The sequence below is a fragment of the Micromonospora sp. NPDC049049 genome (assembly GCF_040649115.1).
Lineage (GTDB): Bacteria > Actinomycetota > Actinomycetes > Mycobacteriales > Micromonosporaceae > Micromonospora.
Genome location: NZ_JBEZEX010000060.1, coordinates 1 through 13458 on the forward strand (window position 1 = coordinate 1; position 13458 = coordinate 13458).

A 13458-nucleotide genomic window follows, 5' to 3' on the forward strand; every position below is an offset into this window, starting at 1 on the left:
TGGTGGGGCTGCGGTGGGTGCGTCACGGCCCACCGCGGTCCGCCACTCGGGTACCTCGTCGCCGTGCGACCGTTTTCCCGGTACCGCCCGCACGCCGGGATGATCATCGTTGCGGCCGTAACGTGTGGGCTGATCTACGCGGCTGGGCCGTTACTGCCGTCCGTCATGCGTTCGCGGCGCGCCGCCGCGGTGTGGCTGGCCGCCGTCGGCGCGGTCTGGCTGATCCTGCTGACCCTGTCGGCGGACGCGGTATGGGTGGCGTTCCCGCTGTATTTCCTACAGCTGCACCTGCTGTCACGCCGCGCCGGCCTGACCGCCGTAGTGACCACCACAGTGGCGGCTGTCATCGGTTTCGCCGCCCACCAGGGCTCGTTCAGCCCGACGGCGGCGATCGGCCCGACCCTCGGCGCCGCCGTGGCGGTCGCGGTGGTGTGGGGATACCAGAGCTTGTACCGCGAGAGTGAACACCGCCGAAGGCTGATTGGGGAACTCACCGCGACCCGCGCAGACCTCGCCGCCGCACAGCACACCGCCGGTGTCCTCGCCGAACGCGAACGCCTCGCCCGTGAGGTCCACGACACCCTCGCCCAGGGCTTCACCAGCATCCAACTACTGCTACGGGCTGCCGAACGCGCTCTTCCCGACACCCCGCACAAAGCCGCCCATTACGTCGGGCAGGCCCGCCAGGCCGCCGTCGACAACCTGGCCGAGGCCCGCCGCTTCGTCGCCGCGCTCACCCCGCCCGCCCTCGACGACACCACTCTGGCCGGCGCCCTGGAACAGCTGTGCGCCACCACCAGCACCCGCCACCGCCTCACCGCGCGTTTCCACCTCACCGGCGATCCCCGGCCGCTGCCGGCCGCGTACGACACAGCCTTACTGCGTATCGCCCAGTCCGCCCTCGCGAACACCGTGCGCCACGCCGAGGCCACCACCGCCGACGTCACCCTCAGTTACCTCGGTGATCACGTCGCCGTGGACATCGTCGACGACGGCCACGGCTTTGACCCGCACCGACTTCCCGCACCCGAAGCAGGCAGCGGCGGATACGGCCTGCCCGCGATGCGCGCCCGCGTCCTGGCCCTCGGCGGCACTCTCACCCTCGAGTCTGTCCCGGGCCACGGCACCGCTCTGGCCGCCCAACTGCCACTCGCCTGCTCGAGCGACCACCCCGTCAAGGCGACCTCATGACCGACGTCCCCATCCGCCTGCTGCTGGCCGACGACCACCCCATCGTCCGTGCCGGTCTACGCGCCATACTGGAGACCGAACCCGGCATCGAAGTCGTGGCCCAAGCCGCCACCGCCGAAGACGCCGTGGCCCGCGCCTGCCAAGGCGACATCGACGTCGTGCTCATGGACCTGGAGTTCGGTAAAGGCATGAACGGTGCCCAGGCCACCGCCGCTATCACCGCCCGACCCGGCGCCCCCCGCGTACTGATCGTCACCACCTACGACACCGACGCCGACACCCTGCCCGCCATCGCAGCTGGCGCCACCGGTTACCTACTCAAGGACGCCCCACCCGAAGACCTCGCCGCCGCCGTCCGCACCGCCGCGGTCGGCCGAACCACTCTCGCCCCGGCCGTCGCCGACCGGCTCATGAACCGGCTACGCGACCCCAGCACCACCCTGACCCCCCGCGAAACCGAAGTCCTCACCCTGGTCGCCGAAGGCCTGTCCAACCACGCCGTCGGTGTCCGCCTGCACCTCACCGAAGGCACCGTCAAATCCCACCTCGCCCGCATATACACCAAACTCGGCGTCGACTCACGCACCGCCGCCATCGCCACCGCAACCCAACTCGGCTTGATCCGACGGTGACCCGGACACCACAGAGCCACCGAGCGGCCCCACCGCCTCTCCTCTGGCCACGGTTCCCGCGACCGTCCCTTGGGGCGTGGTCCGTCGGTCAGCCCAGACGGGCGGTCACCGCGGCAACCACCTGTTCCTGTTCCGGCACGAGATAGAAGTGGTCACCGGGGAACGTCGCCAACTCGAAGCCGCCGGTAGTCAACTCCCCCCAGGCCCGCACCGTCGACGTGGTGCACGTAGGGTCCTCGGTCCCCAGGTAGGCGGCGATCGGGGCTCGGACCTTCGCCGGTTCGCGCGGCAGGTGGCGGTAGAGCATCCGCAGGTCCCCCCGGAGCGAGGGCATGATCAGCTCGCGGAGCTTCGGTGACCGCAGCAGCACCGGATCGACCTCACCCAGGGCGCCGATCCGGCCGAGCAGATATTCGTCGTCGGCGAGATCCGGGTCGAGTTCGACCCGGGAGATGTGCGGCGCGCCGTGTCCCGAGACGAAGAGCACGCTCGGCGTGAACCCGTAGCGGGACTCCAGGACCAGGGTGACCTCGTACGCCACCGACGCGCCCATGCTGTGGCCGAAGAACGCGATCGGCCGGTCCAGGTACGGCACGAGCACGTCACTGATCCGTTCGGCGAGCACGTCCATCTGATCCACGCAGGGCTCCAGCAGCCGGTCCTGCCGACCCGGGTAGCAGACCGCCAGCAGATCGGTGGCGCCGTCAAGCAGGCCCGCCCACGGTTGGAACACGTTGGCGTTCCCGCCGGCGTGCGGGAAGCAGACCAGGCGCAGGTCGGACCGCTCAGCTCGGCGGAAGGTCCGCAGCCACCGGCCACGCACCCCGGCCCCTATCATCTCCACGTTTCTCCTCCCGCCAGCCGATGCCCGGTCAGTCCGACATCGCCACGAGGATGCGGCGGCTCCCGGTGTAGGGGCGCCGACCGTGCGCCACCAGCACGTTGTCGATCAGCAGCAGGTCACCGACGCGCCAGTCCACGTCGATTGCCGCGTCCAGCCCTCGGTCGCGGATCTGGAACACGTACTCGTCGGGGATCGGGCTGCCGTCGGCGAAGGTGACCGACTGGGGCAGTTCGTCCTGCGTCATCACCTGGGTCATCACCCGAGCGACCTCGTCGTCCAGAGCGGCCGGGTGCCACTGGTCGCTCTGGTTGAACCACACCTCCACCCCCGTTACGGGGTGCCGGGTGGTGGCCGGGCGGACCTGGCTCACCCGCAGCCCTTCCGCGGTCCACGTCCAGGTCGCCCCGGTGCCGTCGAGGAACGCCTCGACCTCCGCCCGGTTCTCGGTCTCAAAGGTCTGCTGCCAGCTCTTGCCCAGCCCCAGGCCGTCGTGCAGGTTCTGCTGGTAGCACACCCCGCCCGCGAAGGCGGCGCGGACCTCCGGGTCGAGAGACTCCAGCCAGTGATGGGCGTCGACCACCGGGGTGGCACCGCCGGTCGGCGCGGCGAGCTGGCAGTAGAACAGCAGGCGGGCTGGCCAGTGCGCGGCGTACGACAGTTCGTTGTGCATGGAGATGGTGTACGGCGCTGGGTACTCGGTCGAGGTGTAGACGTTGCGGCCGACCTTGGTACGTGGCGAGTTGCCATGCACGTAGGCCAGCCGGTTGGGCAGCACCATGTCCATCACCGGGTCCAGCGCGCCCGGCTCGACGCCGAAGCCCCGGAACACCAGCGCCTTCTCGGTGGTGAGTAACGCCGTCAGGTCCAGCTCCCGCAGATGGCCGATCAGCCCGTCAACGGTGGCTGCGCATCTGGCGCTGCTGGGTGTGATCTCGTGCGGCTGCCACGTGCCGTGCTCGCTCATCGGTCGGTCTCCTCCACGCCAGGGTCGGTCCTGTGCCGGGCAGCCTGACGTGGGCGGCCATATTTCCTCGATATCGTCGCCGGGTTCAACCATGCGGGTCGCGACCGGCTGCCGTCGCCGCCAGCTCGGCGTCGGCCCGCTCGGCGTCGGCCCGCTCGGCAGCTGCCTCGGCTCGTTCCGCCTGTGCGGCGGTACGGGTGCCGAAAGCCAGCACCGCGAACACCGCGATCACCACCATCGTCGCGCCCACGACGGCCAACGCCACCTCGATGCGTACGGTGTCCAGCAGGAAGCCCGCGAGCAGCGCGCCGATCGAGTTGGCACCGGAGGAGAGCAGCGTGAAGATCGAGCCGGCCCGGCCGCGCAGCTCGTCGGGTGTCGTCCTCAGCAGATACAGCACCCCGGCCACGTTGCCGATCCCGGCACCGTAATTGATCAGCGCCAGGAGGACACTGGCCGCAACCAGCCCGGGTGCCACGACCAGCAGCGGCATCAGCACCGCCCACGCCAGGTGGATGCCGATCATCATCCGGCGGATGCCCCACCGGCGCAGGAAGGCGTTGCTGGTCATCGCGCCCGCCATGCCGAAGACGCTGTTGATTGCCAACAGCAGACCGACCGTCGCGGGCGTGCCGTCCCGGTCCTTGACCAGCACCACCAGACCGAGGCCGAGGATCTGGAAGAGAATGTTGCTGGCCGCGAAGAGGCACAGCGCCCGACGCAGGTAGAGCGTGCCCCAGATGAAGGCGACACCTTCCCTGATCTGGGCGATCAGCCCGCCTGCCGAGCCGTCCGACGACCGGGGCGCCCGTAGGTCCCGCCGGACGAACAGCAGGGTCACCAGCGACACCAGGTGCACGGCGGTGGCGAACAGGAACGGCGCGAAGCGGGCCACGGCGTAGAGCACGGTGCCGGTCGGCTGGCCCAGGATGCTGGCGGCATTGGCCCGCGACTCGTTGGCCGCCAGCGCCGCGCCCAGTTGGTCGCGGGGCACCACGGCACACACCGCGGCTCGTTCCGCCAGCGCGTAGCAGATGCCGAGGGTGGCCTCCAGGAACGCGACCACCATCAGGTGCGGCAACCGCACCGCGTCGAGCAGCACCACCGCCGCCACGCTGCCGGCTCCGAAAACGCGGCCGGCGGTGCAGATCAGCATCGTCGTACGCCGGTTCCACCTGTCGACGAGCGCGCCAGCCGGCAGCTGGGCGACGAGGTTCGGCAGCAGCGCGGCGAAGGTGACGAGGCTGGCCGCGGTGGCCGAACCGGTCGACCAGTAGACCAGCAGGGTGTAGCCGATGGAGGTGGCCCGGGCACCGAGCGCGGAGAGCCCCGAACCGGTCCAGAGCAACAGGAACTCCCGGTTGCGGGTGAGCCTCGCCGCGCGGCGGGCGGGCCTGCCCGGCGGCTCGGTGACCGTCACCGCGTCGTCCCACCCGCGTGCGATCGGCACCACTCCAGCACCGCCATCGCGCTGTAGAGCTTGTTCTCCGCCTGACCGAACGCGATGCTCGCTGGCCCGTCGAGCACCTCCGAGGTCACCTCCTCACCGCGATGCGCCGGCAGGTCGTGCAGGAACACCGCGTTCGGGCTGTGCCGCCAGAGTTCCTGTTCGACCCGGAACGGGGCGAAGACCTGTCGCCAGTCCGGGTCCGGCTTCACGGTGCCGGTGGTCTGCCAGCGGGTGGTGTAGATGGCATCCAGTTCGCCCGGCAGGTCTGACATGTGGCACCGCTCGACGATGCTCGCCCCACTGATCTCGGCCTGCCGGGTGGCGTCGGCCAGGATCTGGGCGGGCAGGCCGTAACCGGGCGGGGTACGCAGTTCCAGTTCAACGCCCGGAAACCGGGTGAGCCCCAGGGCGAGGGCGGTGGCCGTGTTGTTGGCCTCCCCCAGGTAGAGCAGGCGCAACCCCTCGATCCGGCCGAACTGCCGCAGCAACGTGGTCAGGTCTGTCAGCGCCTGGGTGGGGTGCTCCTCGGCGCTCATCGCGTTGATCACCGCCATCCGATTCTGGGCAGACCAGGCCCGCAATTCGGCCGGGTCACCGGCGGTGCGGGCGACCAGCACGTCGAGCATGCCGGACAGCACCCGGCCGGTGTCCTCGCTGGTCTCCCCGGTGTTGGTCTGCAGGTCCTGCGGGCCGTACTGGATCACGCCGGCGCCGAGCCGCAGTGCGGCGCTGGTGAAGGCGGTCCGGGTACGCGTCGAGGTCTTGAGGAAGTAGACCCCGGCGACCTGCCCGGCGAGCGGGTTCCCGCACTCCCCGGCGGCGAACGCGGCGCCCCGGGCGATGATCGAGTAGAGGTCCGCATCGGTCAGGTCGCGGATCGACACCAGGTGCCGCACCTGCTGGACGGTGGGGTCGGTGACCGTCGCGGAGACGCTCGGAAAGGTCGTCATCACATGTCCTCCGTCCGTGCGGTGTTCGACATCAGCAGCGACATGACCTCGTCGCCTGTCTCGCCGTTGGTCAGCAGCACCAGCCCTGCCCCGTCCGGAACCCGACCGGTGACGAGCGCCCGGTAGCCGGCGATGTGGCCCCGGTGGGTGAACTCCACGTGCGTTCCAGCACTCCCCTCGATGCGGTCCACCATGCAGCCGAGCCCGAAGACGCCGCCCGGGCCCGCGGTCAGTTGTGCCCTCACCGTTTCCAGGCTGAGCAGGGCCGGATCACCCCGGTAGGCGGTCTGGATCTCACTGGTCAGCGCGGCCAGGTCGGTAGCGGTGGTCCAGAGGCCGGCTGCCGCCAGGTCCGCACGCACCTCCCAACCGTGAGGGTGTGGCTCGCCCCGTTCGTCGTGCCCGGCTGCCACCGGCCGGCCGGACGTCTCCGGAAAGCTCTGGTCGAAGCTGCTGCCGGTCATCCCCAGTGGTGCGAAGACCAGCTCGGCCATCAGGTCGGCGAAGGATGTCAGGGTGACGTCCTCCATGAGCTGCTGGATCACTACGAAGTGGCTGTTGCGCTCCACCGCGACCGGGTCGGGCGCGTCGAGCGCCCGCACCGGTTCGGTGGGCACGCCACGGCCGAGCAGCAGGTCCGACAGCGGCGGTACCGGGCCTCCGCGCGGATGTCCGCTGCTGCCCGTCGAGGTCAGGCCGGCAACGTGGCCGAGCAGTTGCCGCAGGGTCACCGGCCGGTCGGCGGGCAACTGCCACCCCTTGAGGTACGCGTTGACGTCCGCGTCGAGCTGGAGTGCTCCCCTGTCGACCAGGGCCAGCGCACCTACCGCCGCGACCAGCTTGCTGACCGAGCCCACCTGGAAGATGGTCTCCGGGGTCACCGGGGCGTCACCGCCCGCCGTGCAGTGCCCGACAGCAAGGACTTGCACCAACTCGCCGTCCGCGAGCACGGCCAGCGACGCGCCGGGCACCCGCGCCTCGGCGAGCAGCGGAGCGACCCGGGGCAACGGCGCGATCCGGGGCAGCGCCACGGCTCGCGCCGCACCGGCCCCCGGGGCCGTAACGGCCACGGTGAGCGCGGCGGCGAGGTCCGCCAGCGGTTGGTCCATCATCGCCTGTTGCAGGGTGAGCGGGAGGCCGGCCTGCCGAGCCGCGGTGACCACGGGCACCACCAGCAGTGAATGCCCGCCAAGGGCGAAGAACCGGTCCTGACGACCGACCGTGGGCACGTCCAGCACCTCGGTCCAGATCCTGGCGAGGATCGTCTCGGCCGGACCCAGCGGCGGGGCGATCTCCGCCTCCGTCCGCAGTGGCACCGCCGGCAACGCCCGCAGGTCCACCTTGCCGTTGGGATTGAGCGCGATGGCGTCGACCGGCACGAAGGCCGCCGGGACCAGGGCCGCGGGCAGCCGCCGGGCGCAGTGCCCGGCCAGGTCGTCGGCACCACCCACGTGGTACGCGATCAGCTGGTTGCCCCCGCCCGGAGCCGGGCGGGCCACCACCGCCGCGTCGCGTACGGCGGAGTGTTCGAGGAGCACCGCGCGGATCTCGCCCGGCTCGACCCGGTGCCCACGGATCTTCACCTGATCGTCGACCCGGCCGAGCAGGTCGAGTTGCCCGTCCGGCAACCAACGGCCGCGGTCACCGGTGCGGTACAGCCGGGAGCCCGCCGGCCCGTACGGGTCGGGCACGAACCGGGCGGCCGTGTGTTCGGGTCGTCCGGCGTACCCCCGAGCCAGTTGCGGTCCACCGAGGTAGACCTCGCCGACCGCGCCGACAGGCACCGGATTCAGCCGAGCGTCCAGCACGTAGGTACGCATCCCGCCGAGCGGCCGGCCGACCGGCGCGACCTGGCCGGTGAGCGCGCCGGTCAGCGGGTAACGGCTGACGGCGACCGTCGCCTCGGTCGGTCCGTACTCGTTGAGCAGCACGGTCCGTGGTGCGAGTTTCTGCCATCGCGCGCAGGTCCGCGCGGTGAGCGCCTCGCCGCCCAGCACCAGCACCGGGGTCAGCGCGGCTGCCTGCTCGCTCGACAACTGCCCGGCGAGCAGGTCCAGATGACTCGGGGTCAGCTTGACGAAGCTGAACGGCCCCGCCGCGGCCAGCCGCGGGCCGAGTTCGTCCAGCCCGGCGTCGGTCGGCATCAGCCACAGCCGCTGCCCGGCGACCAGCGGCGCCCAGATGGTGGTCACCACCATGTCGAAAGCGACCGACGAGAACAGTGCCGTGCCACCCACCCGGTCGGCGACGAGCTCGTCCACCGCCCAGTTCAGGTAGCCGGCCAGGCTGCGGTGGCTGACCTGCACCCCGTTGGGCCGTCCCGTCGACCCCGACGTGAAGATCACGTACGCGAGCTGATCCGGGTCGGTGCGGCCGGGCGGCTGGTCGTCGGGGCGGGCCGCGATCGGCCCCGCGTCGACGTCCAGCAGCACCCGGTCGACGCCGGTGAACCGGTCGACGTAGGCGGTGCTGGTGACCACGACGGTGGCCCCGGCCTGGGTGAGCATGGACGCGATCCGCGCTGCCGGGTACGACGGGTCGATCGGCAGGTACGCCCCGCCCGCCCGCCAGATGCCCAGCAGGGTTGTGACGAGGTCGGCACCTCGGTCGAGCAGCACTCCCACCACCCGCTCCGGCCCGACGCCCCGCTCCCGCAGGTGCCAGCCGAGGCGGTTCGCCGCCGCGTCGAGGCCGGCGTAGCTCAGCTCGCCGACCGCCTCGGTGTCACCCGCGATGGCGGCCCTGTCCCGCACCAGGTCGGGCACCATGCCGGGCTCCGGCGCGTTGCCGTCGGTCGCCTCGACCCAGCCCACCAGCACGTTGTGCCGTTCCGCCTCGGGCAGCCGGACCGCGCGGGCGTCGCCGTCCGGGTCCGCCACCATCGCGTCGAGCACGAGCCGGTACATCGCGGCCAACCGCTCGACCTCGGCCCGCTCCAGGTGGTCGCTGTCGCTGCTCAGCTCCAGGTGCCCGGCGACCGCCGAGACGGCCAGGGCGAACTCTGAGCTGGCAGCGGCGTACCGGGGGCTCGCCTCGACGTGCTCACCGACCACCTCGTTGAAGTCGAGGTAGCTGAAGTAGACGTCGAGCAGGCGGGTGCCGGAAACCGCCGGTCGGATCGCCGGCGCGGGGTAGCGCCGGTGCGGCCACATTTCGACCTCCGTGGCGTGCACCCGGCGGACCAGTTCGGTCCAGGTGGCGCAGTCGCGCTCGTACGGGAACGGCAGCGTGTTCAGCGACATGGCGTACACCCGCTCGCTGCCCGGCATGTCCGGCCGGGTGTGGCAGACCAGGCCGCTGTAGAACCGGGGCTCGTCGGTAAGCTGGCCGAGCACCGTCAGGTGCGCGGCGTGCAGCACCGCCTTGAGCGAGACTCGCGCGCTGGAGGCCAGCGCGCGAAGCCCTGGTTCCAGGTCGCGGAACGGCACCCGGACGGTGTGGGCGGTACGCGTCGGCGGCGGCGACGTGGGCAGCCAGCCGGTGGGGAAGGTGAACTTCACGCACCGCTCCGTCAGGTCCTGCCAGTACCGTCGGTCCACCGGAGACTCCAGGGCGCGACGTTCCCCTGCGATGAAGTCGGCGAACCGCACCTCCGGCAGGGGCTCCGGCTCAGGCCCGGCACCGACGCGCATCGAGCGGTAGCGGTCGAGGATCGCCGCGACCAGCGCGTGCAGGCTCCAGCCCTCGACGACCACGTGGCAGATCGTCAGCACCAACCGCCAACTCCGGTCGGTCTCCCGGCAGACGGCGAACCGCAGCAGCGGCGCCCGCTCGACGTCGAACGGCGACGCGTACTCCACGGCGACGAGGCGGCGCAGCTCGGCCTCCCGGTCCTCCTCGGACAACCCGCGCAGGTCGTGCGGCACGACCGGCACCCGCACGGCGGGATGCACCAGCTGCATCGGCACCGAGTAGCCGGTCGGGTCCACCGAGGAGCGCAGAACCTCGTGCCGGTTCACCACGAGGTCCACCGCCTCGCGCAGCGTTGCCAGGTCCAGCGGGTCGTCCTCGCGGACGAGGAAGGACGTCACGTTGTGGTAGTGGTTCCATCCGTTGTCGGCCAGCATCTCCAGCAGCATGCCGAGCTGCACCTGGGACAGCGGGTACGCGTCGGTGAGGCCGTCCGGCAGCAAGGCCCGGTCCGGCGCGGACACCAGCTCGAACGGCTCCACCGGGCGGTCGACGTGCACCGGTCCGGTGCGGTCGACCAGCGCGGCGCACAGCCGGGAAACGGTTTGCAGGTCCATCACGTCCGCGACCGAGACGTCGAAGCCGGCCGTCCGCAGCGTGCTGGCCAGCACCAGCGCCTTGATCGAGTGGCCACCCAGCTCGAAGAAGCCGTCCTCGACGCCCACCGCCGGCAGGCCCAGCACCTGTGCCCAGATCCCGGCGACCCGTTCCTCCAACGCGGTACGCGGACCGACCATGGCCCGCCCGTCGCCGGGATCGCCGTCCTGCGGCGCGGGCAGCGCGCGCCGGTCGAGCTTGCCGCTGTTGTTGCGGGGCAGCTGGTCCAGCGTCACGAAGGCCGACGGGATCATGTAGTCCGGCAGCGTGCGGGCCAGCGCCGCGCGCAGCTCGCCCGTGCTCGGCCGCTGCCCGGGCGCTCCGGCCAGGTATCCGACCAGTCGTGGATCGCCGGCGGTGTCCTCGCGCAGGACGACCGCCGCCTCGGCGACCGCCGGCAGCGCGGCCAGCGCAGACTCCACCTCGCCCAACTCGATCCGGTAGCCGCGAAGCTTGACCTGGTCGTCGAGCCGTCCGAGGAACTCCACGCTGCCGTCGGGGAGGCGGATCCCCAGGTCGCCGGTGCGGTACATCCGGCTGCCGGCGGGGCCGTACGGGTCGGGCACGAACCGCTGGGCGGTGAGCGCCGGTTGGTTCAGGTAACCCCGGGCCACGCCGTGTCCGGCCAGGTGGATCTCGCCGGGCACACCGAGCGGCGTCGGGTGCCCCTGGTGGTCGAGTACGTACATGCGCAGACCGGCCAGCGGACGCCCGATCCGGCTGCCCACCCCGGCAGCGAGGTCGGCGCGGGTGACCCGGTGATAGCTGGAGTAGACAGTGGTCTCGGTGATCCCGTACATGTTGACGAGGGCGATCCGGGCCAGTCCGAGCCGATCGACCCACGGGGCGAGTTCGGCGAAGTCCAGCCGCTCGCCGGCCAGGACGACCGCGCGCAGCACCAGTCGCCGCAGCCGCTGGTCACCGTCGGCGGCCAGCCGAACCAGTCCCCGGAAGGCCGTGGGGGTCTGGGCCAGCAGAGTCACCTCCTGCTCCACCAGCAGGTCGAGCAGATCCTCCGGCACCCGGGCCACCGCCGGCGGCACCACCACCAGTCGGCTGCCATGCAGCAGCGCACCCCACAACTCCCACACCGAGACGTCAAAGGCGTACGAGTGGAACAGCGCGACCACGTCGGTCTCGTCGGTGGCGTAGTGCTCCTGCGCGCTGTCGAGCAGCCTCAGCACGTTGGCGTGGCTGACGCAGACACCCTTCGGGCGGCCGGTCGAGCCGGACGTGTAGATGACGTAGAGCGGGTCGTCGGCGTCGTTCACCGGGGCCGGGTCGGTCTCCGGGTGGCCGGTCAGGTCGGTGCGGTCGAGCAGCACCAGATGCCCGTCGTAACCGGCGAGCGCGTCGACGTCTTCACCCGTGGCGACCACCGTCCCGGCGGCTGCGTCGGCGAGCAGGTACGCGATGCGCTCGGCCGGCTGGGTCGGGTCCAGCGGCAGGTAGGCGGCACCGGCCTTGAGCACGCCGAGCAGGGCGGGCACCAGGTCCGCACCTCGATCCAGGCAGACACCGACCACCGCGCCCCTGCCCACACCGACGGCCCGCAGGTGCCCGGCGAGCCGGTTGGCCTGTGCGTCTACCTGCGCGTACGTCAGTCGGGTCGGGCCGGCGACCACCGCTACCGCGTCGGGTGCGGCGGCCACCCAAGCCTGGAACAGCTCAACCACCGTGCCGGTCACCGGCTCCTCGACGCCGGTGTCGACCACGCCCAGCAGCCGCTCCCGCTCGCCACCGGGCAGGTGGACAGCCTGCGCGTCACCGGCCGGGTCGGCGACCATCGCCGCCAGCACAGCCCGGTACATGCCGGCCAGCCGCTCCAGATTTGCTCGGGAGAGCACGTCGCTGCGGCTGGATAGCTGGTAGTTGCCCCGGTGCGCGAAGACCGACAGCTCGAACTCGGTGGCGCCGTCGCCGGCGCTGCCGACGACGACCGGCTCGGTGCCGCTCACGGTCGCCGACTGCCCGGCGCGGGAGAAGTCCTGGTAGTTGAAGAGCACCCGCAGCAGCCGCTGACCGCTGCCACGCTGGATCTCCGCCAGCGGGAGCCGCCGGTGGGGCCAGAGGTCGACCTCCTGGTTGAAGACCGCCGTCACCAGGTCGCGCCACGTCCGGGCGGTGCGCTCGTAGCCGAACGGCAAAGTGTTGAGATACATGCCCTGCACCCGGTCGGCCCCGAGCACCTCGGGCCGGGCGTCGCAGACCAGCCCGGCGTGGAAGCTCTGCTCGGTGGTGAGTTGGCTGAGCACCTTCAGGTGCGCCGCGTGCAGCGCCGCCTTGACCGAGACGCCGGCCCCGGAGGCGAACCGTGCGACGGCCTCGTCCAGGTCGGTGACGTCGACGGTCGTCGAGATGGCCGTCGGATCGCCCGGCTCACCCCAGCCCGCGGGGAGCACGAAGGGGTTGCGCCCGTCGACCACCGTGCGCCAGTAGTCCCGGTCCTCGTCGGACGCCAGCGCGGACAGCTCGGCGGCGATGAAGTCGGCGTACCGCACCACCGGCTGTTCGGTTTCGGTGGGGCTCCGCCCGTCGGCCAGGTCGGCGTAGACGGCCAGCAGTTCGGCGAGCAGTTGTGCGCTGCTCCAGCCCTCGGTGACCGCGTGGCAGATGGTGAAGCTCAGCCACCAACTCGCGTCGCCGTCCTGGTGCGCGGCGACGCGCAGCAGTGGCGCGACAGCCAGGTCGAAGGGGGTGGCCCGCTCGGTCGCGACGAACTCCTCGAAGAGTCGCACCTGCTCATCGGCCGGCACGTCGCGACCGTCCACCACGGTCACCTGCGGGGTCACCTCGGCGTGGACGAGCTGCATCGGCACCGAGTAGCCGGTCAGGTCGAACGATGTGCGCAGGATCTCGTGCCGGGCGACGACCGTCGCGACGGCGGCCCGCAGCGCGTCGGCCGAGAGCGGTCGCCCGTCGCGGACCTGGTGGGCGATGACGCTGTGGTAGGCCGCCCGGGCTCCGCTGGTGGCCAGCTCGACGAGCATCCCGAGTTGGGTCTGCGCGGCGGGGTAGGCGTCGGTGAGGTCGGTCGGCAGAGCGGCCCGGTCCGCGTCGGACAGCAACGCGAACGGCGCCACCGGCTCCCACTCGTCAACGCCCTCGCCGAAACTGGCCGCGAGCCCGCGCACGGTCCG

At 71.6% G+C, this 13458-nt stretch carries 7 protein-coding genes; 2 read left to right on the forward strand and 5 right to left on the reverse strand.

The features are described 5' to 3' along the window. The first annotated feature begins 165 nt into the window (after window positions 1-165). On the forward strand, window positions 166-1191 hold the full coding sequence (locus AB0B68_RS31820; RefSeq protein WP_357264693.1) for a sensor histidine kinase: 1026 nt from the start codon (window positions 166-168) through the stop codon (window positions 1189-1191). After that, window positions 1188-1823 carry a response regulator transcription factor gene (locus AB0B68_RS31825; protein WP_357264697.1) on the forward strand — a complete coding sequence of 212 codons (636 nt, stop codon included), beginning with the start codon at window positions 1188-1190 and terminating at the stop codon, window positions 1821-1823. Before AB0B68_RS31820 ends, AB0B68_RS31825 begins: the two co-directional genes overlap by 4 nt. A gap of 88 nt (window positions 1824-1911) precedes the next feature. Here the strand turns inward: AB0B68_RS31825 and AB0B68_RS31830 are convergent, their stop codons facing one another. From AB0B68_RS31830 to AB0B68_RS31850, 5 genes are all read right to left on the reverse strand, one after another. Continuing rightward, entirely contained in the window at window positions 1912-2661 is a 750-nt protein-coding gene (locus AB0B68_RS31830) for an alpha/beta fold hydrolase (protein ID WP_357207183.1), read from the reverse strand. 34 nt (window positions 2662-2695) lie between these two features. Beyond that, window positions 2696-3631, reverse strand: coding sequence for a TauD/TfdA family dioxygenase (locus AB0B68_RS31835; RefSeq protein WP_357207177.1), 936 nt, complete (start codon window positions 3629-3631; stop codon window positions 2696-2698). Between the two features lie 85 nt (window positions 3632-3716). Beyond that, window positions 3717-5081 (reverse strand): MFS transporter, encoded by a 1365-nt coding sequence (locus tag AB0B68_RS31840; RefSeq protein WP_357264700.1) that lies wholly within the window; start codon window positions 5079-5081, stop codon window positions 3717-3719. Next, complete coding sequence (locus tag AB0B68_RS31845; protein WP_357264703.1) at window positions 5048-6031, reverse strand: ornithine carbamoyltransferase; 984 nt, start codon at window positions 6029-6031, stop codon at window positions 5048-5050. Before AB0B68_RS31845 ends, AB0B68_RS31840 begins: the two co-directional genes overlap by 34 nt. Beyond that, window positions 6031-13401 carry an amino acid adenylation domain-containing protein gene (locus AB0B68_RS31850; RefSeq protein ID WP_357264706.1) on the reverse strand — a complete coding sequence of 2457 codons (7371 nt, stop codon included), beginning with the start codon at window positions 13399-13401 and terminating at the stop codon, window positions 6031-6033. Before AB0B68_RS31850 ends, AB0B68_RS31845 begins: the two co-directional genes overlap by 1 nt. Window positions 13402-13458: the final 57 nt, after the last annotated feature.